This window comes from Steroidobacter flavus (genome assembly GCF_042651805.1).
In the GTDB taxonomy this organism is placed as follows: domain Bacteria; phylum Pseudomonadota; class Gammaproteobacteria; order Steroidobacterales; family Steroidobacteraceae; genus Steroidobacter; species Steroidobacter flavus.
The window spans coordinates 69,383-88,814 of sequence record NZ_JBHSDU010000002.1 but is presented as its reverse complement, the minus strand read 5'-3'; the positions used below and the strand labels follow the sequence as shown (position 1 = coordinate 88,814).

The 19,432-nt window shown below is 61.9% G+C and carries 21 protein-coding genes, 1 tRNA gene, 1 other RNA gene and 1 pseudogene; 12 read left to right on the top strand and 12 right to left on the bottom strand.

Features of this window, described 5'->3' with window-relative positions; all coding sequences use genetic code 11:
* Positions 1 to 21: 21 nt before the first annotated feature.
* From ACFPN2_RS04560 to ACFPN2_RS04545, 4 genes are read right to left on the bottom strand one after another with little or no spacing between them, the layout of a single operon-like run.
* The gene (locus ACFPN2_RS04560) at positions 22 to 1,272 is read right to left on the bottom strand and encodes a UbiH/UbiF/VisC/COQ6 family ubiquinone biosynthesis hydroxylase (RefSeq protein ID WP_380595443.1); all 1,251 of its coding nucleotides are present in this window, start codon (positions 1,270 to 1,272) and stop codon (positions 22 to 24) included.
* Positions 1,269 to 2,525, bottom strand: coding sequence for a 2-octaprenyl-6-methoxyphenyl hydroxylase (gene ubiH, locus ACFPN2_RS04555; RefSeq protein WP_380595442.1), 1,257 nt, complete (start codon positions 2,523 to 2,525; stop codon positions 1,269 to 1,271). The genes ACFPN2_RS04560 and ubiH overlap by 4 nt, the downstream gene beginning before the upstream one ends.
* Positions 2,522 to 3,826 carry a Xaa-Pro aminopeptidase gene (gene pepP, locus ACFPN2_RS04550; RefSeq protein WP_380595441.1) on the bottom strand — a complete coding sequence of 435 codons (1,305 nt, stop codon included), beginning with the start codon at positions 3,824 to 3,826 and terminating at the stop codon, positions 2,522 to 2,524. The genes ubiH and pepP overlap by 4 nt, the downstream gene beginning before the upstream one ends.
* 17 nt (positions 3,827 to 3,843) lie before the next feature.
* Positions 3,844 to 4,461 carry a UPF0149 family protein gene (locus tag ACFPN2_RS04545; RefSeq protein WP_380595440.1) on the bottom strand — a complete coding sequence of 206 codons (618 nt, stop codon included), beginning with the start codon at positions 4,459 to 4,461 and terminating at the stop codon, positions 3,844 to 3,846.
* Positions 4,462 to 4,556: 95 nt separating this feature from the next.
* On the opposite strand from ACFPN2_RS04545, the gene ACFPN2_RS04540 reads away from it, so the two are divergent.
* The 6 genes from ACFPN2_RS04540 to rpiA all read left to right on the top strand — a co-directional run bounded on the left by ACFPN2_RS04540 (position 4,557) and on the right by rpiA (position 7,486).
* Positions 4,557 to 4,808, top strand: a complete 252-nt coding sequence (locus ACFPN2_RS04540; protein WP_380595439.1) for a TIGR02449 family protein — start codon at positions 4,557 to 4,559, stop codon at positions 4,806 to 4,808.
* Positions 4,805 to 5,116, top strand: a complete 312-nt coding sequence (locus ACFPN2_RS04535) for a cell division protein ZapA (RefSeq protein ID WP_380595438.1) — start codon at positions 4,805 to 4,807, stop codon at positions 5,114 to 5,116. The genes ACFPN2_RS04540 and ACFPN2_RS04535 overlap by 4 nt, the downstream gene beginning before the upstream one ends.
* 100 nt (positions 5,117 to 5,216) lie before the next feature.
* Positions 5,217 to 5,403: non-coding RNA, 6S RNA (ssrS, locus tag ACFPN2_RS04530), on the top strand.
* 28 nt (positions 5,404 to 5,431) lie between these two features.
* Positions 5,432 to 6,040 carry a 5-formyltetrahydrofolate cyclo-ligase gene (locus ACFPN2_RS04525; protein ID WP_380595609.1) on the top strand — a complete coding sequence of 203 codons (609 nt, stop codon included), beginning with the start codon at positions 5,432 to 5,434 and terminating at the stop codon, positions 6,038 to 6,040.
* Between the two features lie 21 nt (positions 6,041 to 6,061).
* Positions 6,062 to 6,535, top strand: coding sequence for an EVE domain-containing protein (locus ACFPN2_RS04520; protein WP_380595437.1), 474 nt, complete (start codon positions 6,062 to 6,064; stop codon positions 6,533 to 6,535).
* Positions 6,536 to 6,832: 297 nt separating this feature from the next.
* Positions 6,833 to 7,486, top strand: a complete 654-nt coding sequence (rpiA, locus tag ACFPN2_RS04515) for a ribose-5-phosphate isomerase RpiA (protein WP_380595436.1) — start codon at positions 6,833 to 6,835, stop codon at positions 7,484 to 7,486.
* Here rpiA and ACFPN2_RS04510 read toward each other — a convergent pair.
* From ACFPN2_RS04510 to rplM, 4 genes are all read right to left on the bottom strand, one after another.
* Positions 7,464 to 8,507, bottom strand: a complete 1,044-nt coding sequence (locus ACFPN2_RS04510; protein WP_380595435.1) for a quinone-dependent dihydroorotate dehydrogenase — start codon at positions 8,505 to 8,507, stop codon at positions 7,464 to 7,466. The two genes, rpiA and ACFPN2_RS04510, sit on opposite strands and share 23 nt — an antisense overlap.
* A gap of 111 nt (positions 8,508 to 8,618) precedes the next feature.
* Positions 8,619 to 8,692: transfer RNA gene (locus ACFPN2_RS04505), tRNA-Gln, on the bottom strand.
* 18 nt (positions 8,693 to 8,710) lie between these two features.
* Entirely contained in the window at positions 8,711 to 9,103 is a 393-nt protein-coding gene (gene rpsI / locus ACFPN2_RS04500) for a 30S ribosomal protein S9 (RefSeq protein WP_380595434.1), read from the bottom strand.
* 22 nt (positions 9,104 to 9,125) lie between these two features.
* Positions 9,126 to 9,554, bottom strand: a complete 429-nt coding sequence (gene rplM / locus ACFPN2_RS04495; RefSeq protein WP_380595433.1) for a 50S ribosomal protein L13 — start codon at positions 9,552 to 9,554, stop codon at positions 9,126 to 9,128.
* A 191-nt stretch (positions 9,555 to 9,745) separates the two neighbouring features.
* Here rplM and coq7 point away from each other — a divergent pair, with 191 nt between their 5' ends.
* Together coq7 and crp are read left to right on the top strand one after the other, a co-directional pair.
* On the top strand, positions 9,746 to 10,420 hold the full coding sequence (gene coq7 / locus ACFPN2_RS04490; protein WP_380595432.1) for a 2-polyprenyl-3-methyl-6-methoxy-1,4-benzoquinone monooxygenase: 675 nt from the start codon (positions 9,746 to 9,748) through the stop codon (positions 10,418 to 10,420).
* Between the two features lie 197 nt (positions 10,421 to 10,617).
* Positions 10,618 to 11,253, top strand: a pseudogene (gene crp, locus ACFPN2_RS04485) (cAMP-activated global transcriptional regulator CRP); the annotation flags it as partial.
* 215 nt (positions 11,254 to 11,468) lie between these two features.
* On the opposite strand, the gene rpe reads toward crp, so the two are convergent.
* Positions 11,469 to 12,149 (bottom strand): ribulose-phosphate 3-epimerase, encoded by a 681-nt coding sequence (rpe, locus tag ACFPN2_RS04480; RefSeq protein ID WP_380595431.1) that lies wholly within the window; start codon positions 12,147 to 12,149, stop codon positions 11,469 to 11,471.
* A gap of 250 nt (positions 12,150 to 12,399) precedes the next feature.
* Positions 12,400 to 13,221 (bottom strand): co-chaperone DjlA, encoded by an 822-nt coding sequence (gene djlA, locus ACFPN2_RS04475; protein WP_380595430.1) that lies wholly within the window; start codon positions 13,219 to 13,221, stop codon positions 12,400 to 12,402.
* Positions 13,222 to 13,384: 163 nt separating this feature from the next.
* Between djlA and ACFPN2_RS04470 the strand changes: the two genes are divergently transcribed.
* Positions 13,385 to 14,257: a phosphoribosylaminoimidazolesuccinocarboxamide synthase gene (locus ACFPN2_RS04470; protein WP_380595608.1), complete on the top strand. Its 873-nt coding sequence runs from the start codon at positions 13,385 to 13,387 to the stop codon at positions 14,255 to 14,257.
* A 22-nt stretch (positions 14,258 to 14,279) separates the two neighbouring features.
* Positions 14,280 to 15,272 carry a sensor histidine kinase gene (locus ACFPN2_RS04465; RefSeq protein ID WP_380595429.1) on the top strand — a complete coding sequence of 331 codons (993 nt, stop codon included), beginning with the start codon at positions 14,280 to 14,282 and terminating at the stop codon, positions 15,270 to 15,272.
* Here the strand turns inward: ACFPN2_RS04465 and ACFPN2_RS04460 are convergent.
* On the bottom strand, positions 15,238 to 16,056 hold the full coding sequence (locus tag ACFPN2_RS04460) for an ABC transporter substrate-binding protein (protein WP_380595428.1): 819 nt from the start codon (positions 16,054 to 16,056) through the stop codon (positions 15,238 to 15,240). The genes ACFPN2_RS04465 and ACFPN2_RS04460 overlap by 35 nt on opposite strands.
* Before the next feature lie 23 nt (positions 16,057 to 16,079).
* On the opposite strand from ACFPN2_RS04460, the gene ACFPN2_RS04455 reads away from it, so the two are divergent.
* Complete coding sequence (locus ACFPN2_RS04455) at positions 16,080 to 17,462, top strand: YihY/virulence factor BrkB family protein (protein WP_380595427.1); 1,383 nt, start codon at positions 16,080 to 16,082, stop codon at positions 17,460 to 17,462.
* Between the two features lie 9 nt (positions 17,463 to 17,471).
* On the opposite strand, the gene pmbA is transcribed toward ACFPN2_RS04455, so the two are convergent.
* On the bottom strand, positions 17,472 to 18,830 hold the full coding sequence (gene pmbA, locus ACFPN2_RS04450) for a metalloprotease PmbA (RefSeq protein WP_380595426.1): 1,359 nt from the start codon (positions 18,828 to 18,830) through the stop codon (positions 17,472 to 17,474).
* Between the two features lie 77 nt (positions 18,831 to 18,907).
* Between pmbA and yjgA the strand changes: the two genes are divergently transcribed.
* Positions 18,908 to 19,426, top strand: coding sequence for a ribosome biogenesis factor YjgA (gene yjgA, locus ACFPN2_RS04445; RefSeq protein ID WP_380595425.1), 519 nt, complete (start codon positions 18,908 to 18,910; stop codon positions 19,424 to 19,426).
* Positions 19,427 to 19,432: the final 6 nt, after the last annotated feature.

Sequence of the window (19,432 nt, the reverse complement as noted above, 5' to 3'; positions counted from 1 at the left end):
GTTGAATCGTGTCCGTGCAGTTCAGCGATGCGAGCGAACCAACGCCGGCGCCGCCCCGCGTATGCCGAGCGCACGCCCCATCAGGAAACGTTTGGCGAGCATACTGCCATCGAGCATGCTCAAGCCGGTGCGACGCGCCCAGCCGAGCGTATCGGCGCGACTGCCAAACAATTTGTTCAAGCCATCGACCAGACCCAGCGCCACCGCGTTCTCGCTCTTGCGCCAGCGCTCGTAACGACGCAGGACCCGTCGCTCACCAATAGCGACCGGCGGAAGTCCACCCTCCAGCTCCTCCGCCAGCACTTCGACCAGCGCGGCGCTGTCCAGGAAACCGAGGTTCACGCCCTGCCCCGCCAAGGGATGAATGGCATGGGCCGCATCGCCGACCAGCACGAATCGCTCGCGGCAATACTCTTTGGCATGCGTGAGCCGCAAAGGGAATTGTCCCCGCGGGCCGGCCAGCTCGACCTTGCCGAGCGTGTTGTCGATGGCCCGTGCCAACTCATTGCCAACCTGTTCGGGCGCTTCGGTCACCAGACGTTCGGCATGGTCCGGTGTGGTGGTCCACACGATGGAACTGCGCCCATCCGCGAGCGGCAGGAACGCAATCGGTCCCTCCGGCAAGAATCGTTGCCACGCCGTTCGCTCATGCGGATGTTCGGTGCGCACGTGAGTAACGAATGCGCGTTGATCGTAATCCCAACCGCGAGTTTCGATGCCGGCGAGCTTGCGACTCAACGAGCCGGAGCCGTCGGAGCCCACGATCAGCGCCGCCTCGATACGACGACCGTCGCTGAGAATCGCAGCGGCACGATCGTCCTCGAACTCCAGACCGGTCAGCTCGCCACGAAGCAACGTCACCCGATTGCGGAAAGCGGCGCAGTCATGGATCGACCACAGCACGCGACGGTTCTCGACGATATATCCCAGGTTGGGCTCACCCGATTCGCTGGCGGAGAAATGAATCGACCCGGGACCGCGCGGCTTGCCGTCAGCGTCCCATACGCTCATGTCGTCGTACGCACAGACGTGCTGGCGCGGTATCAGCGGCCATGCACCGATCTCGCTCAGAATGCGCTCTGAAGCGCGTGAGATCGCAGAGACGCGCAGATCGATGTCGTCGACCGCCTCGGGCGGGGGCATTGTTGGCGGGTTCGCCTCCAGCACAGCGATGCGCAGATCGGCGAAGTGACGATTGGAGGCGGCCAAGGCGGCGACACAAGCGCCGACCATACCGCCACCGATGATCAGAATGTGGAAGCCTGTTTTCATCCCTTGCTCAACGGCGCACCGCGTGCCAGTCGCGGCACTCGACCCGCCGCTCCCAACGACAACTGCGATAACGCGTCCTTCGCGGCCGGCATGAGGTCGAACGCCAGCATGCCCGCATTCCGCAGCAGCTTGATCGGACCCAACGGCTGGGAGAACAACCTCACCATGCCATCGGTGAAGCGCACGATGTTGCCGCGATCGGCCGCCCGCCATTCACGATAGCGTTGCAGCCACATGCCATCGCCCGCATCGAACTCGCCGTTGGCTTCCGCGAGCCCGTCGGCAAGCACTTCCGCGAGGCTCACGGCATCGCGCAGGCCGAGGTTGAATCCTTGCCCCGCGATCGGATGCAGCGTCTGCGCCGCATTCCCCACAATCGCCAGACGCTCGGCGACGTACTCGTCCGAACGGGTCAACGACAACGGATACAAGTGACGTTGCCCCACCCGCGTGAAGCGGCCGAGGCGGAAACCAAACGTGTCCTGTAAGCGCGCCAGAAACTCGGTATCGCTCAGGGCCGTCATTTCTTTGGCGGTCTCGGGACTGAACGTCCACACCAGCCCCAATCGACCCTCCGTCAACGGCAGCAGCGCGAGCGGCCCCGCATTAGTGAAACGCTCGTACGCGACGTGATCGTGGAAGTGCTGAGAGAGCACGTTGCTGACCAGCGCGACCTGCTCGTAATCCCAAGTGCTAGAGCCGATGCCCGCCGATTGCCGCACGGTGGAACGAGCACCGTCGGCGGCGATTGCGAGCTTCGCCTCGACGATGCGCACGCTGTCGTCCATCGCGCATTCGAGACGCTGGACGTGCTGTTGTAATTGCATCGACTGAACTTTGGCCGGTGCCAGCACGGTGATGGAGGGCTCAGCCTTCAGCCGCCGCCACAACGCCGCGCCCATGACGCGATTGACGACCACGTAGCCCAGCGAGCTCAGTCCCTGTTCCTTGGCATCGATCCGAGTGAAGCCAAAGCGGCCTTGATCGGAAACATGAATGCGACGGATCGCGGTGGCCTCGCGCTCGATCAAGGGCCACACCCCGAGCGCTTCGAAAATGCGTCGGCTGCCGTTCGATATCGCAGTCGTGCGATCGTCGAAGCTCGGTTGATCGACGGCACCGAAAGGCGCGGCCTCGATCAGCACGACTTTGAGCTGCAGCTTCGCCAATGCGAGCGCCAGGCTCGCGCCGACCAGTCCGCCGCCGGCAATGGCGACGTCGACCACCAGGGGAGTTGAATCCGGGTCGCTCATGAGCTCATCAACTTCTCGATGCCGTCGGCGTCCTTGACCAGACCCGCCGTCAGCACCTCGTTGCCATCCTTGGTCACGACCACGTCGTCCTCGATACGCACGCCGATATTCCACCAGCGCTTCGGCACGCCCTTGCTGCCGGCCGGAATATAAATCCCCGGCTCGACCGTCATCGCCATGCCCGGCTCGAGCACGCGCCATTGATCGCCGATCTTGTAGTCGCCGACATCGTGCACATCCATGCCCAGCCAATGACCGGTCCGATGCATGTAGAAGCGGCGATACGCCCCTTCCTTGATCAGATTGGGCACCTTGCCCTTGAGCAGGCCGAGCTTCACCAGGCCTTGAGTGATCGCTTTGACGGCCGCCTCGTGCGGCTCGTTCCAATGATTGCCCGGCCGGGTCTTCTCGATCGCGGCATGCTGGGCTTCCAACACGACCTCATACACGGCCCGCTGCTCGGGCGTGAACCGACCGCCTACCGGAAAGGTGCGCGTGATATCGGACGCATACAGCTGGTATTCGCAGCCGGCGTCGATCAACAACAGGTCGCCGTCGTGCAGCTCTTCCGAATTCTCGTGATAGTGCAGGATGCAGGTGTTCGCGCCGCTGCCGACGATGGGGTGATACGAGATATCCGCATCGTTCATCCGGAACTCGTGCAGCAGCTCCGCCATCACCTGGTATTCCTTGCGGCCGGGCTCGACGAACTTCATCGCGCGCGTATGAGCGGCGACGGCGATGCGGGCCGACTCGCGCATCGCGTCCAGTTCGGGGCGCGATTTGTATAGACGCATGTCGTGCAGCAGGTGATCGAGCGCCACGAATTCCTGCGGAGGCTGCACACCGGTCCGCGCCTGCGACTTGAGCGAGTTGACCCAGCCGATCACGCGTTGATCGAACTCCTGATGCAGGCCCATCGTGTAGTAAACGCGTGAACAGTGTTCCATCAATCCCGGAAGGATGTCGTCGATGTCGTTGATGGGGAACGCATCGTCAGCGCCGTAATCGCGCACAGCGCCTTCCGGCCCCGCGCGTTTGCCGTCCCAGGTTTCGCGGGCCGGATCGCGCTCGCGAGTGAACAGCACATATTCGCCGTGGGCGCGTCCCGGTATCAGCACGGCAACCGACTCGGGCTCGGCGAAGCCGGTGAGATAGAAGAAATCGCTATCGGGCCGATAGTGATAGCTGACGTCGCTATTGCGCGTCTTCTCGGGAACGGCGGGCAGGATGACGATGGCACCGCGGCCCATCATCTTCATGAGCTGCCGGCGCCGGCGGGCGAATTCGTCTTTGCGCATGATCTACGCTGGTTGGATTAATGCAGAGGACCGGGATCGGCGTTGGTATCGTCGTCGTCCAGCTCGATGCCGGTGTCTTCGCCGGTCTCGATACGATGGGCGGCGGCGGGAATCAGCTCGTCGTGGATCAGCTGCACGCCGACGCGCACATACTCGACCACTTCGGCATAGGCTTCTTCTTCGCTCTCGTTGCCGTCGCCTTCGAGCTCGACGCTGGCGCGACCGATGTGCGTGAGGTCGTTGAGAATCTCGTTGACGTTGCCGGGCAGCTCTTCCTGTTTCACCGGCTTGCCGCCGGTGCCGAATCCATACAGAAAGCCCTGGCACCACTGCGACAGGCCGCTGGCGCGTGCGGTGAGCGGAATATCGTCATCGGGCAGCAGCGCCTCGAATTCCATGTCTTCGCCGCGCAACGCATTGAGCGTGTCGGCATACAACAGACGTAACGCCTGCTGACTGTCCTCGTCGTTACGCTGCTCGGCGTCGGGAATGATTTCTTCCAGCCAGCGCTCCATCGGATAGTGGGGCGAGGTGCACAGCGCGCCGACCAGACAACCGTGGGCTTCCGCCGCCGGCACCGACGAGCCGAGTCCTTCCAGGACGCGAGCGACTTCAGCGAATGTGACTTGCAGCATCCGCCCTATCTTAGCACTGTGCCCTTCGATCCATGGATTTGACCGATTCCGGGCGCGGTTTGACCGGTCGGGGAGCGGGACGCATAATCGCCCGCATGAATCCTGGTTCGTCCAATGGCAGTGGGGCCTCCCGGGCCGTCGTCGATCAAGAGCTGAAACAGCTCGAGCGGCGCGTGGACGAGCTGGTCGCGCTGGTCTCCCAATTGCAGGAAGAGAACCGCGCCTTGCGCCAGCGACAGGATTCGATGATGACGGAGCGTGCCACGCTGCTACAGAAGAATGAGCAGGTGCGTGCGCGGGTCGAAGCGATGATTGGCCGCCTGAAGGCGATGGAGCACAACGCATGAGCGACCGCCTGGTCCGTGTCAGTGTGCGCATCCTGGAAAAGGAGTATCAGGTCGCCTGTCTGCCCGAAGAGCGCTCCGAGCTGCTCGACTCGGCGGAATTTCTCAACGGCAAGATGCGCGACATCCGCGACGCCGGCAATATCGTCGGCCTGGACCGGATCGCGGTGATGGCTGCTCTGAACCTCGCGCACGAGCTGCTCAAGCGCAATCGTAACGAGGCCATCGAGAGCGAAGTCAGCGAGCGCGTCAAGCAGATGCGCGAGCGTGTGGAATCGGCACTGAGCCGAGGACAGCAATTGCCGCTGTAGGCATTGAAAGCCCGGCGATCTGACCCAGATATCGGGCTCGGATGAACTTGGGACTGCGGATGCGCGTTACGGACGCAGACTCAAAATGGTTTTGTTATGGCGCTGCCTGCGGTGTTCGACGTGTGTCGGGTTACCTCTCGACCCTAACGTTAATACCCCAGGGATTCGGTTTCGTGGTAGCCGTGTGCATGTCCGTCTCGAACGGAAAGCCTTAGCTATCATGGCTGCGTCCCACCTATTGCTCCGTGTCGAGAGCAATGGCTCATGACGGCACAGGCGGGTAGCGCCTCCTCTCTCTCCTCCGCGTCGGCGGCACTGCTGGAACGACAGCAGCTGCGCCGACAGATGCGGCAACTCCGACGCGCGCTCTCTCCAGCGACACGCGATGAAGCGCATCGGCAATTCGCCCGCTTACTCAGCGGCACGCATCGGCTGCGCCCTCAACAACGGATCGCGGTGTATTTCGCCTACGGTCACGAAGCGGACCTGCGCTATGTGATCGACGTCGCACGCCGGCGCGGTTGCCTGCTCTACTTACCGGTCATCACCGACTTTCGTCATAGCCGCATGCGCTTCGTGCGTTATCGAACCGATAGCGTGATGCGCGTAAACCGGTACGGCATCGCCGAACCCGATCCTCGTCATGCCGAAGTCATCTCGGTGCGCCGACTCGATCTGATCCTGCTGCCGCTGGTCGCCTTCGATGAGCGCGGCTGGCGACTCGGCAGCGGCGCCGGTTTCTACGATCGCAGCCTGCATCACTTGCGCGAAGGACGCCGCTGGCGACGACCGACGCTCATCGGCGTCGGTTACGAATGCCAGCGCGTCGCTCGACTGCAACCCGATCGCTGGGATGTGCCGCTGGATGGCATCGTGACTGAACGCGGACTGCGTTGGTTCGAGCGTCACCCTGCTACGCTCTGATCATTCACTCACGGAGTCGTCATGAACTACTGGTTGATGAAGTCCGAGCCCTCGGTGTTCGGCATCGAGCAACTCGCGAAGGCCAAGAACAGCACCACCGGCTGGGATGGCGTGCGCAATTTCCAGGCGCGCAACTACCTCAAGGAGATGAAGCAGGGCGACCTGGTGTTCTTCTATCACTCGAGCTGCGAAATCCCTGGAATTGCAGGCGTTGCCGCCGTACAACGCGAGGCGTATCCGGACCCGACGCAGTTCGACAAGAAGAACGATCACTACGATGCCGCCAGCGATCCTTCGAGCCCGCGCTGGCTCATGGTCGATGTGAAGCTCGTCAGGAAGTTCGACAGGGTCATCGCACTCGATGAGCTGCGCAAGCATGCCGACGGCAAGCTCAAGGACATGATCGTGCTCAAGCGCGGCAACCGACTGTCGATCACACCGGTCACGAAGAGCGAATGGAGCTTCATCGAGTCGCTCGAACGAGCATCGAGATGAGTCGAGGCGAGTCCGAGATGAGAGGGAGCACAACAAAATTGCACGCGCCTCTTGCTTGCAACTTTTAGTTTATGTATATACTGCGCCCGGACTAACTCGACATGGAGATCTAGTATCATGGCAACGAAAGCAAAGAAGTCTGCGAAGAAGAAAGGCGGCAAGAAGAAGGCTGCCAAGAAGAAGTAAGTTCTTCTGAGTAGATGATGATGAAGACTGTGCCCGCGAAAGCGGGCACAGTCGTTTCCGGACCCTGGAAAAATAGGCTTTTCCGATTACCGAGCCAAAGAGCCGCACACCATGAACGCCGACCAACTTAAGCAACAGGCCGCCCTCGCCGCCCTTACCCATGTGGAAGAGGACTCGGTTCTCGGCATTGGAACCGGGTCGACGGTCGACCTCTTCATCGACGCGTTGGCTGCGCAAAAGCTGCGCATTCGAGGCGCGGTATCCAGTTCGGAGCGCTCGACGACGCGTTTGAAGCGCCATGGCATCGATGTGCTCGACCTCAATACCACCGGTGAGCTGGACCTCTACATCGATGGCGCCGACGAGTCGGATCGTCACCGACGCCTGATCAAGGGCGGTGGGGGTGCGTTGACCCGCGAGAAGATCGTTGCCGCCGCATCGCGGCGCTTCATCTGCATCGCCGATGAATCCAAACTCGTCGGCGTGCTCGGTAAGTTCCCCTTGCCGGTCGAAGTGATTCCGATGGCGCGCTCGTATGTCGCCCGACAATTGGTTGCTTTAGGGGGACAGCCGGTCTATCGCGAAGGCTTCGTCACCGATAACGGCAATCAAATCCTCGACGTGCACGGTCTGTCCATCGTCGATCCGGTCACGATGGAGAGCGAGATCAATCAGCTCGCCGGCGTCGTGACCGTCGGTCTGTTCGCGCGACGACCGGCGGATCTGTTGATTCTCGGCTCGCCTAACGGCGTGCAGACGATTTGAAGTCGGCAACCGCGGCCAGGATCTCTGTGACCAGCTTTGGACCGCGATAGATGAGGCCGGTGTAGATCTGAATCAGATCCGCACCTGCCTGCAAGGCAGCAACCGCCGCCGCACCTGAATCGATCCCACCCACGGCAACGAGCGGCACGTCGCTCCCCAGATGCTCACGCAAGACGGGGATCGACTTCAGCGCCAACGCACGCATCGGCGCACCGCTCAATCCACCTTGCTGCTCGCTGTTCGCCACACCCTTCACCACATCGCGAGTGATCGTGGTGTTGGTGGCGATCACTCCATCGATGCGCAGCTCGCGAACCAATCCGGCAATCGCGGCGAGATCTTCAGTCGCAAGATCGGGCGATACCTTCACCAATATCGGCAGCGCCTTGCCGGAGCTTGAGGTCAATTGCAGTCGCGCTTCGAGGAGCGCATCGAGGATGGGACGCAATTGATCGACCTGCTGCAGTTGTCGCAGGTTCGCCGTGTTCGGTGACGAGACGTTCACGGTCACGTAGTCGGCATGAGGCGCGACGACACGAAAACATTCGACGTAATTTCGCGCAGCATCTTCGAGTGGCGTGGTCGCGTTCTTGCCGATGTTGATACCGCACGGCCCTTTGAACTTGCGCTGCGCCAGACGATGCGCGATCGCCTCGCTGCCTTCATTCGGAAAGCCCATGCGATTGATGAGCGCATTCACTTCGGGAAGACGAAACAGTCTTGGCTTCGCGTTACCGACTTGTGCCTGAGCTGTCACCGTCCCCGCTTCGATAAAACCAAAACCGAGTGCCCCGAGTGCATCGATGTGCCTCGCGTTTTTATCCAGACCCGCCGCCAGACCAACGCGGTTTGGAAAACGCAAACCCATGAGCGTCACGCCCTCCTCCACCTTCGACTCATGCGCCCCGAGCATGCCCAACGAATGCGCCACCTCGAGCATGGAGAAGGTCACTTCATGCGCACGTTCACCTTCGAGCGAAAACAGCAGAGGCCGAAGCAAAGGGTAGAGCGAGTCGATCATGTTGTGGCTGGCGAGTGCGCGTTTGATGGAGGCGCGATTATCGCAGTGAAGAGGACGCGCGGGAGAACCCCCAAAAAGCAAAAGCCCGCCGAGAAGGCGGGCTTTGCGTATTGGTTGGGGGACTAGGATTCGAACCTAGGTTGACGGAGTCAGAGTCCGTAGTCCTACCGCTAGACGATCCCCCAATAATCCAAGGATCGCGGTTAGCGCTTCGAGAACTGAGTTCCGCGACGGGCCTTGCGGAAACCGACCTTCTTACGCTCGACTTCGCGGGCGTCGCGGGTCACGTAACCGGCGTCGCGCAGCGTCTTGCGCAGAGTCTCGTCGTATTCCATCAACGCACGGGTCAGACCGTGGCGGATCGCGCCGGCCTGGCCGGTGATGCCACCGCCCTTCACCGTCACTTCGACATCGAAGCTGTTGTCCATGGCGACGGCTTCCAGCGGCTGACGCACGATCATGCGCGCGGTCTTACGGCCGAAGAACTCATCGAGAGTCCGGTCGTTGACGCGGATGTTGCCGGTGCCCTTGCGCAGGAACACGCGGGCCGTGGAGGTCTTGCGGCGGCCGGTGCCGTAGTTGGTCTGGGTGGCCATGTCTGAATACGTACCTTAGGAATTAGATCTCGAGCGCCTTCGGCTGCTGCGCGACGTGCGGGTGCTTGTCGCCCGCGAACACATGCAGCTTCTTGAACATCGCCCGACCGAGCGGGTTCTTCGGGAGCATGCCCTTGACCGCGAACTCGATGGCGCGCTCGGGGTGCTTGTCGAGCAGCTTTTCCAGGCTGGTGCTCTTCAAGTTACCCATGTAGCCGGTGTGGTGATGGTAGAACTTGTCCGTCAGCTTGCGACCGGTCACGCGGATCTTGCCCGCATTGACGATGACGATGTGATCGCCGGTGTCGCAGTTGGGCGTGTAAGCCGCCTTGTGCTTGCCGCGCAGACGCGAAGCGACCTGCGAAGCCAGGCGGCCCAGGGTCTTGCCGGTCGCGTCGACCACATACCAGTCACGACGGACCGTTTGCGCATTGGCGAAGACGGTACTCATTGAAATCTCCGGGAAAACTTTAACGCCCCTGCCCACATAACAACAGGGGGGGTCGAAAAGGCCGGCAAGTCTAATGGACGACCGGGGCCAATGCAAACGCTTAGAAGCATTGGATTTACAGCAGGATCCCTTAGGCAGCGCCGGACACCCCGGAGCGGCCCGCCGGCGGGCGACATATATAATGAATCCCCATGGAATCCTCGAGCCCCGCCGAGCCGACCGGCCGCCGTTATACCCTCCTCGACCGCCTGCTGCTGCCGGCCGATCAGACCCTGCGAACCCTGTTCGCCAGCCACGTCGCGGCCCGGCCGAATCCCGCCGAAAACCAGCCCGAAACACCGGAAATTGCCGACAACCCGGCCAACCGCCGCCATGTGGCCGCGCTGATGCGGATCAATCATTCCGGGGAAGTGGCCGCCCAGGCGCTGTATCAGGGACAGGCGTTCACTTCGCGGGCCGATGCAACCAGGGCTTCACTGATGGAAGCGGCTCGCGAGGAGACCGACCATCTGGCCTGGTGCGCCGATCGCATCCGCCAGCTGGGCGGCCGGACCAGTGTGCTGAACCCGCTGTGGTATGCGGGTTCGTTCACCATCGGGGCCCTCGCCGGGCTGGCGGGCGACAAGGTCAGCCTGGGCTTCGTGGCCGAGACCGAACGCCAGGTGGTGGAGCATCTCGACGGACATTTGCAACGTTTGCCGGCGGAGGATGCGCGCACCCGCGCCATCATCCAGCAAATGAGCGCCGACGAAGAACGTCATGGACGCAATGCTGAACTGGCCGGCGGTGCGGAGTTGCCGGGGCCGGTGCGGGGGTTGATGAAGCTCACCGCCAAAGTGATGACACGGACCGCCTATTGGCTATGAGAGTGTGACCGGGTCGACACATTGGGGCTGAACGACGTTGGGCTCTGCCGTCAAATAGTCGACGTAAAGTTTTGCCGTGCAAGCAAAAGCTTGCGGTGTTGGGTCATACTGTATTAAAAGGCGCGGCAAGACATATTGTCGTCAAGTCATCCCACTAAAGTCATTTAGTTACAAGCACAAGGCGAATAGGGGCGGGTATGGAAGAGGGCGCAAGGCCATTGAGCGATATTCCGGCGATCAACCGGTTCCTGAGCTATTGCCGAATCCGCACGGTGCCTTCCAAGACCGTCGTCATCCACGCCGGCGACCTGCCCGATGTGCTGTATTACATCGTCAGCGGCTCGGTCGAAGTGATGATCGAGGACGAGGAAGGCAACGAGATGGTGCTCGCCTACCTCAACAAAGGGCAGTTCTTCGGTGAGATGGGTCTGTTCTACGAACAGCCCACCCGCAGCGCCTGGGTCCGCACGCGTCAGCAGTGCGAGCTCGCTGAAATGACCTATCCCCGCTTCCGTCAGCTCGCGGCCGAAAGCCCGGGCCTGGTGTTCGAGCTTGCCACGCAGCTCGCCACCCGCCTCGATCGCACCAATCGCAAGCTCGGCGATCTCGCCTTCGTCGACGTGACCGGTCGGGTCGCGCACGCCATCATGGATCTGTGCAGCGAACCGGATGCGATGACTCATCCGGAAGGCATGCAGATCAAGGTGAGCCGTCAGGAGCTGTCGCGCCTGGTCGGTTGCTCGCGTGAAATGGCAGGCCGCGTGTTGAAGGTGCTGGAAGATCAGGGTCTGCTGCGCGCTACCGGCAAGACCATCGTTGTATTCGGCGCGCGTCCGAAGATGAAGACCAAGCCGCCGCTGGCTGCCGCCGCGGGTCGCGCTGGCGCTGCTACTGCAGGCACGTCACCTGCCAATCGTCGCACCGACGAGGACGACGAAGATGATGATGACGATTTCGATGACGAGGACGAGGAATAAAACCTCGCCGGGTCGCGAGACGACTCACTGAAGAAGGCCGCGCAAGCGGCCTTCTCTGTTTCTGGCGCCAGCTACTTGGTCGCTTTCGCGATCTCAGCACGCATGTCTGAAATCGTCTTCCGATAATCCTTCGAGCCGAAGATCGCCGAGCCCGCGACGAAGGTATCGGCACCGGCCGCCGCGATCTCACCGATGTTGTCGACCTTCACGCCGCCATCGATCTGCAAGCGAATATCGCGACCGCTCGCCGCGATCATCTCGCGCACCTTCTTCAATTTGCCGAGTGCGGAAGGAATGAACTTCTGTCCGCCGAACCCCGGGTTGACCGACATCAGCAAAATCATATCGACCTTGTCGAGCACGTAATCCAGCACATTCAGCGGCGTGGCCGGGTTGAGCACGATGCCGGGATGACAGCCGTGCTCGCGAATCAAGCCGAGCGTGCGATCGATATGCTCGCTCGCTTCGGGATGAAAACTGATCCACGACGCGCCGGCGGCGGCGAAGTCAGGAATGATCCGATCGACCGGCTTCACCATCAAATGTACATCGATGGGCGCGGTGATGCCGTGCTTACGCAGCGCCTCGCACACCAGCGGACCGATGGTGAGATTGGGCACGTAATGATTGTCCATCACGTCGAAATGAATGGTGTCGGCGCCGGCCTCCAGCACGGCCTTCACCTCTTCGCCGAGACGAGCGAAATCGGCGGAGAGAATCGAAGGAGCGATCCAGGGTTGATGTGTGGGCATGGCGGAAACCTCGTGAGCCAGGGCCTGATAATACTCATTGGCTGGGCCGCGTTGCGCCTCCAATCGCCTGCAGCAAGGCGATTGGAGGCACAACCCATTTAATGAATAAATATCATTAGATGGGACGAGCTATTGCGGTTCAGGACGTCGTTGCTCCTCCCTTATGTACTGCAGAGTACACGGCGGTCGTCCCGCCTAGCCCTGAACCGCAATAGCTCGTCGCGGCCCAGCCAATGAGTATTATCAGGCCCTACCGCATCGCGCGTGCTTCACGCAGCACTTCGTAAGCAGCGCGAACTTGCCGGGTTTTTTCCTCGGCGACTTTCATCATCGACTCCGGCAGGCCGCGCGCGACCAGCTTGTCGGGATGATTTTGATTCATCAAGCGGCGATATGCCTTCGTGACTTCGGCATCCGACGCCTCGGCGGTAACACCGAGCACTTCGTAAGCTTGCGCGACTTTATCGACCTGGGGGCGCGCCTCGGGCGGTTGACGGGACGACTGCTGCATTCGCAGGAGCGCCTCCATCTGTATCACCTCGTAAGCCGACACGCTCAACGTCGCCGCAACGCGTGCCATCACCTGGCGCGCGGCCGGCGCGAAGCTGCCGCTCCACAAGGCGGTCTGCAATTGAATCTGGATGAACATGCGCAGGACGTCGGGGCGGTCGGCCAGCTTGCGGCGCAGCTGTCGCAGTGTCGCCTCCAGCGGAAATTCCTTTTCCTTGCCTTGCGTGAACAGCTGGATCGCGAATTCGACTTCGCGCTCGCCGAGGCGGAACTCGGCCATGATGGCGCGGGCGGCGCGGATATCATTTTCGGAGACGCGCCCGTCCGCCTTGGCCATGTGGCCCATGGTCAAGAATGTGGCGCGAAAGAACGCTTCCTGCGCGCCCATGCCGGACATCTGGGCGGCGGTCGCGTCGTCTTCGTCATTGCCCAGGCGGCCGGCCAGACCGCTCTCGGCCTGCGCGTCGAACAGGTGACCGATGAAGGTGCCGAACAATGCGCCAACCGGACCCGCGGTCACCCCGCCGATCAGCGCGCCCAGTGCTTTACCTTGCCAGAACATCGATGCTTGAAGGCCTCGTCAGCCGCTGCGACAATCGTGTCCTAACTTAGGACACGGGCCCAATGGTAGCAGTCCGGTGCTGCACCACCATTCGCCCGACGCTCAACAGTGTTTTTCCTCTCATTTTTCATCGAGTAATCCTGTGACTCAGCCCTCCCCGCCCATGCACGAGTCGCACTTGAGCGGCCTCAAGCGCATCTATCAGGGCAAGGTCCGCGACATTTACGCCATCGACGACAAGCAGATGCTGATCGTCACCACCGACCGTCTGAGCGCGTTCGACGTGGTGCTGCCCGACCCGATTCCGGGCAAAGGCGCGGTGTTGACCAAGATCTCGCGCTTCTGGTTCGACCGCACCAAGCACATCGTGCCCAATCACATCCTGGATACGCCGCTGGAGAGCGTGGTCACCGATCCGGCCGAGCGTGCGTTGATTGCCGATCGGTACCTGATCGTGAAGCGCCTCAAGGCGCTGCCCATCGAGGCGGTGGTGCGCGGTTACATCATTGGTTCGGGTTGGAAGGATTACCAACAGAGCGGCAAGGTGTGCGGCATCCAGCTGCCGGAAGGTCTGCGACAGGCCGATCGCCTGGCCGAGCCTCTGTTCACGCCGGCGACCAAAGCCGAGATCGGCGAGCACGACGAGAACATCGATTACGACCGCGCCGTCGCGATCGTCGGCCGCGGTCTTGCCGAACAAGTGCGCGCCACCGCGCTCGCGTTGTATCGCTTTGCCGCCGAGTACGCGCTCACCCGCGGCATCATCATCGCCGACACCAAATTCGAATTTGGCGTCGACGACGCCGGTCACCTGACGCTGATCGACGAGGCACTGACACCCGATTCCTCGCGCTTCTGGCCCGCCGATACCTACCGCCCCGGCACCAGCCCGCCGAGCTTCGACAAACAATTCGTGCGGGACTATCTGGAAACATTGGTGTGGGACAAGCGCGCTCCGGGGCCGAAGCTGCCGCCGGAAGTGGCTCAGAAGACCGGCGAGAAATACGCCGAAGCACTGCGCCGCCTGACCGCATAGGGCACGACTTCGAGCCGGTTGCATGCCAAGAACGATCGCATTGATCTATCTGGCCGCTGGCGCCCTCTGGATCTTCCTGACCGATCGCTGGCTGGCCTGGCTGGACCTGGATCCTCACACGCTCGAGGTCCTGCACACCAGCAAGGGCTGGCTGGCGATTCTCGGCTCGGCCGTACTGCTGTACATCCTGCTTCGACGACACAAGCGACGCGATGAAGCGGCAGTCTCCGCGCTGCTCGAATCACAGCGCGAAGTGCAGCAGATGAATGCCGAGCTGGAAAAGCGCGTGGCCGAGCGCACGCGTCAGCTGCAAGCGGCGAATCGCGAGCTGGAGTCGTTCGCTTACGCCGTATCTCACGATCTACGCGCACCGCTGCGCAGCCTGTCCGGCTTCAGTCAGATCCTGCAAGAGACTGCCGCCGAGCAGCTGGACGACAAGTCGCTGCATTATCTGCGACGCATTCACGATGCGAGTCAGCGCATGTCTGGCCTCATCGAAGCACTGCTCGGCTTGTCTCGTATCAGCACCGCTGAGCTGGCGATCCGGCCCGTCAATCTCACCCAGCTCTGCACCGACGCCGCCGCAGCGCTGCGCGAGAAGTTTCCGGATCATAAGGTGCAGATCGAGATCGCACCCAACATGCACGTCGAAGGCGATGCCCGATTGCTTCGTATCGCCGTGGACTCCCTGCTCGGAAATGCCTGGAAATTTTCGATGAAAGCTGCGCAGCCGACGATCGCTGTCGGCGTTCAGACGGGCGTGACCGGCGGTCACATCTACTTCGTGCGCGATAACGGCGTCGGCTTCGACATGGCGTACGCGAACAAATTGTTCGTGCCATTCCAGCGTCTGCATCCGGACGCGGAGTTTCAAGGCAGCGGCATCGGGCTCGTCACCGCGCAGCGCGTGATCGCGCGTCACAACGGTCGCATCTGGGCCGAAGCCCAGGTCAACGAAGGCGCGACGTTTTATTTCACCATCAACGCGCCGCTCGCCCCGCCTGCCACGCCTTGAAGACGTTGTGAATTTCGGTGACGCCGTCGGTCAGCGCCGCCGGCCCCGGCTGCAAAATAATCGGTGACTTGATCTCATAAAGCTGTGCGTTGGCGACCGCGGGCACCTTGTCCCAACCCTCGCGCGCGATCACGTTCCCCGGCTGAAATTTCTTGCCGCACCAGGAGCCGAGAATGATATCGGGCGCGCGTCGCACGACTTCCTGCGGGTCGGCGATGATGCGGTTCTTCGCCAGCGATTGACGCGAGTTGTCTTCGAAACAATCGTCGCCGCCGGCCACGCCGATCAGTTCCGAGACCCAGCGGATGCCCGAGATCATCGGCTCGTCCCACTCCTCGAAATAAACGCGCGGACGGACGGTGAACTGCGCCGCCGAGGCGCGAATCCTCTCCAGATTCTCAGCAAGCTTCACGCACAGCTGTGCGGCCTTGGCCTCGCAGCCGATCATGCCGCCGAGAATGCCGATCATGCCGAAGATCCCGGCGATGTCGCGGTGGTTGAAAATGTGAACGTTCAGCCCGTGCCGCACCAGATCGGCGGCGATGTCGGCCTGCAGGTCGGAGAACCCCAGCACCAGATCGGGCTCGAGCTCACGGATACGATCGACCTTGGCGCTGGTGAACGCCGAGACCTTCGGCTTCTCCTTGCGCGCCCGCGGCGGCCGCACGGTGAAGCCCGAAATACCTACGATGCGCCAGTCCTCTTCGAGCAGGTACAGCGTTTCGGTGGTCTCCTCGGTGAGGCAGACGATGCGGGTCGGGAAGTTGCCGGTTAAATAACTCATAAACTTGCTCACGCCGCGGCCGCGTGTCACGCTCATCGAGCATGATCGCGCCGTTGCTAGCTCGCCTGGAACATTGGCTGTTCGAGCCGCCGGAATCCATCATCGGCCGGCCGTTGTGGAAACTTACGCGCATCCTGCGGTATCCCTACGCGCTGATCCGCGATATCGCCCTCGGCGAGCTCACGCTCCGCGCCATGAGCCTGGTGTACACGACGCTATTGTCGATCGTGCCCATCATCGCCCTGTCCTTCTCGGTGCTCAAAGGCCTGGGCTATCACCGCGAGCTCGAGCCGGTACTGTACAGCTTCCTGGAGCCGCTCGGCGACCGCGCCTACGAGATCACCCAGCAGGTGATGGCGTTCGTCGATAACGTGCGCGGCGGCGTGCTGGGCTCGATCGGCTTGATCTTCCTGCTCTACACCTTGATCACGACCGTGCAGAAGGTCGAAGAGAGTTTCAATTTCGTGTGGCGGGTCGAGCAGCCCCGCAGTATCGGGCGCCGCTTCAGCGAGTACCTGAGCGTCATGGTGGTCGGGCCGGCCGTCATCGTCGCGGCATTGGGAGTGATTGCAACGATCGGCAGCACGACGTTCGTCGAAACACTGTCGCATTACCGGCCCTTCGACACCGTGCTGCTGATCTTGGGTCGTATCACGCCCTATCTGCTGGTCTCGGGCGTGTTCACGTTCATGTATGCCTTCGTGCCCAACACCAAGGTGCGATTGCGTGCCGCATTGATCGGCGGTGTCGCGGCCGGCGCCGCCTGGGCCTTCAGCGGCATGGTGATGGCGCAGTTCGTTTCCAGGGCGTCGACCACCATGGTCATCTACGCCGGTTTTGCCATCGTCATCGTGGCGCTGATGTGGCTGTACATTTCCTGGCTCATCCTGCTGCTCGGCGCGCAGCTGTCGTTCTATATCCAGAATCCGCAGTACCTGCGACCCGGGCGCGGCGTGATTGCGCTGAACTCGAGCATGCGCGAGCGAGTGGCGCTGTCCATCATGTATCTCATCGTCAACGATTACCGGACGGCCCAGCATCGCTGGACGTCGAATCGTCTCGCTGAACATCTGGATCTGCCGGGCGCGGCGCTCACACCGATCATGGACGCACTCGAATATCGCAAGCTGTTGCTGGTCGCGGAGGATGACAGCTGGGTGCCGGCACGCGATCCGCATACGATCGAACTGAACGACGTGCTGGACGCCGTACGTCACGACACCGCAGGCCCGCGTCTCAGCAAATGCAGAGATATCGCGCCCGCGGTGGAAGCGGCTCGGATTGCCGAGCAGGCGCTACAGAACAGCTTGAAGGGAAGAACCGTGGCTGAGTTGGTGAAGGAAACGAATGTCGTCCAGCACACGCACGGCCATCACGTGCCCAATCAGCACGCGTCCAATCAGTGAGGCAGACGATTACTCGCCTGCGATCGTCATCTTCTCCAGCAGCACCGATCCGGTTCGAATGCCGCCGCGCGCGTCGACGTCGCTGCCGATCGCAACGATCTCTCGATACATGTCCTTGAGGTTGCCGGCGATGGTGATCTCGTTCACCGGATATTGAATCTCGCCGTTCTCGATCCAGAAGCCGGCGGCCCCGCGCGAGTAATCGCCAGTGACGCCGTTGATGCCCTGGCCCATCAACTCCGTCACCATCAGGCCGCGATTCATCTTCTTCAGCAGCCCCTGAAAATCATCGGCGCCGTGCGACACGATGAGATTGTGAACGCCGCCGGCATTGCCAGTCGTGCGCAGCCCGAGCTTGCGGGCCGAATAGGTGCTCAGGATGTAGCCGGTCAGCACACCGTCCTTGATCAACTCGCGATCGCGCGTGACCACGCCTTCGCTATCGAAAGGCGAGCTCGCCAGCGCCTTGGGGATGTGCGGCCGCTCGGAAATCTGCACCCACGACGGAAAGATCTGCTGACCGGCGGCGTCGAGCAGGAACGATGCACGTCGATACTGACTGCCGCCACGAACCGCACCGAGGAAATGTCCCATCAGTCCGCGAGCCAGCTCTGGAACAAACAACACGGGCGCAGTGATCGTCGGCAACTTCTTCGCATTCAACCGACGTAATGCTCGAGCGGCAGCCGTCTTGCCAATCGACTCGCCATCTTCCAACTCGCGCCAGTCGCGCACCGAGCTGTACCAATAGTCGCGCTGCATTTCGCCGTCTTCCTGCGCGACGACCACGCAGCTCAGGCTGTGAATGCTGCTCGGGAATCCACCAAGGAATCCAAGTGAGTTACCGAACACGCGCAGGCCTTGATGACTCGACAGCGTCGCGCCTTCGGAATTGCCGATGCGCTTGTCCGCTTTGAGCGCGGCCGCTTCGCACGCCACCGCCAGATCGCGCGCGGCATCGGGCTCGATGCCCCACGGATGTGACAGCTGCAGATCGGGAAACTCACGCGCCAGATCTTCGGGATCCGGCAGACCCGCGCACTCATCTTCCGCCGTGAAGCCGGCGATGCTGAATGCTTTGGCGACGGTTTCGCGAATCGCTTGCGGCCGCAGGTCGGCGGTGCTCGCCGTGCCTTTGCGTTTACCGCGATAGACAGTGATGCCCATCCCCCGGTCGCGTTGATACTCGAGCGTCTCGACTTCGCCCAAGCGTGCGGTCACGGACAGCCCGGTGTCGACGCTGACGCCAACCTCGGATTCGGTGGCACCGAGCTTTCGCCCCTCCTCGATGGCTAGGGCAACCAGGTCCTGCAGGTCCTGTTGCGAGTGGCTGAGCTGGGTGGATGAGGTATTGGGAACTTGAGCCATAGCCCGATTGTATCAGTCGACTTGCATGAGGACCGCCAGGCCCGCATCCTTGCGCCCCCAGAAACGGCCTGTCCTACATGATCGACGACGCCGACCAAGACGACAGCCGCCCCAGCAAAAGCCTGCGGAAGCGGCAGAGCGATGACCTGCAGCAGCTCGGCGAAGCGCTGATCGAGCTGTCGGACAGCGAGCTGGACGCCCTGCCCCTGCCTGATCAACTGCGCGACGCCGTGGTGCTGGCCCGTCGAATCACCGCACATGGCGGCCTGTACCGGCAGAAACAGTACATCGGCAAGCTGATGCGTAAGATCGACGCCGAGCCCATCCGCGAGGCACTGGCTGCCAAACGCGACCGGGAACGGGTCGAGGCAATCCGTTTTCACCGCATCGAGCAATGGCGCGACCGGTTGTTACGCGAAGGCAGCGAAGGCGTCGCCGCGCTGACCGCCGAATTTCCTCACGTCGATGGCAAGGCCGTCGGCAAGCTGATCGAGCGCGCCCGGAAGGAACAGCAGCAGACCTCCCAGAAAGTCACGCCCGCCGGGCGCGAGCTGTTCCGCGTCTTACGCGACGCCCTGTCAAACGCAGCCCCCTGATACAAT

Bases quoted from the DNA above. Each gene is read 5' to 3' on its own strand.
- ACFPN2_RS04560 (WP_380595443.1), bottom strand. From the start codon at position 1,272: ATGAAAACAGGCTTCCACATTCTGATCATCGGTGGCGGTATGGTCGGC.
- ubiH (WP_380595442.1), bottom strand. From the start codon at position 2,525: ATGAGCGACCCGGATTCAACTCCCCTGGTGGTCGACGTCGCCATTGCC.
- pepP (WP_380595441.1), bottom strand. From the start codon at position 3,826: ATGCGCAAAGACGAATTCGCCCGCCGGCGCCGGCAGCTCATGAAGATG.
- ACFPN2_RS04545 (WP_380595440.1), bottom strand. From the start codon at position 4,461: ATGCTGCAAGTCACATTCGCTGAAGTCGCTCGCGTCCTGGAAGGACTC.
- ACFPN2_RS04540 (WP_380595439.1), top strand. From the start codon at position 4,557: ATGAATCCTGGTTCGTCCAATGGCAGTGGGGCCTCCCGGGCCGTCGTC.
- ACFPN2_RS04535 (WP_380595438.1), top strand. From the start codon at position 4,805: ATGAGCGACCGCCTGGTCCGTGTCAGTGTGCGCATCCTGGAAAAGGAG.
- ACFPN2_RS04520 (WP_380595437.1), top strand. From the start codon at position 6,062: ATGAACTACTGGTTGATGAAGTCCGAGCCCTCGGTGTTCGGCATCGAG.
- rpiA (WP_380595436.1), top strand. From the start codon at position 6,833: ATGAACGCCGACCAACTTAAGCAACAGGCCGCCCTCGCCGCCCTTACC.
- ACFPN2_RS04510 (WP_380595435.1), bottom strand. From the start codon at position 8,507: ATGATCGACTCGCTCTACCCTTTGCTTCGGCCTCTGCTGTTTTCGCTC.
- rpsI (WP_380595434.1), bottom strand. From the start codon at position 9,103: ATGGCCACCCAGACCAACTACGGCACCGGCCGCCGCAAGACCTCCACG.
- rplM (WP_380595433.1), bottom strand. From the start codon at position 9,554: ATGAGTACCGTCTTCGCCAATGCGCAAACGGTCCGTCGTGACTGGTAT.
- coq7 (WP_380595432.1), top strand. From the start codon at position 9,746: ATGGAATCCTCGAGCCCCGCCGAGCCGACCGGCCGCCGTTATACCCTC.
- rpe (WP_380595431.1), bottom strand. From the start codon at position 12,149: ATGCCCACACATCAACCCTGGATCGCTCCTTCGATTCTCTCCGCCGAT.
- djlA (WP_380595430.1), bottom strand. From the start codon at position 13,221: ATGTTCTGGCAAGGTAAAGCACTGGGCGCGCTGATCGGCGGGGTGACC.
- ACFPN2_RS04470 (WP_380595608.1), top strand. From the start codon at position 13,385: ATGCACGAGTCGCACTTGAGCGGCCTCAAGCGCATCTATCAGGGCAAG.
- ACFPN2_RS04465 (WP_380595429.1), top strand. From the start codon at position 14,280: ATGCCAAGAACGATCGCATTGATCTATCTGGCCGCTGGCGCCCTCTGG.
- ACFPN2_RS04460 (WP_380595428.1), bottom strand. From the start codon at position 16,056: ATGAGTTATTTAACCGGCAACTTCCCGACCCGCATCGTCTGCCTCACC.
- pmbA (WP_380595426.1), bottom strand. From the start codon at position 18,830: ATGGCTCAAGTTCCCAATACCTCATCCACCCAGCTCAGCCACTCGCAA.
- yjgA (WP_380595425.1), top strand. From the start codon at position 18,908: ATGATCGACGACGCCGACCAAGACGACAGCCGCCCCAGCAAAAGCCTG.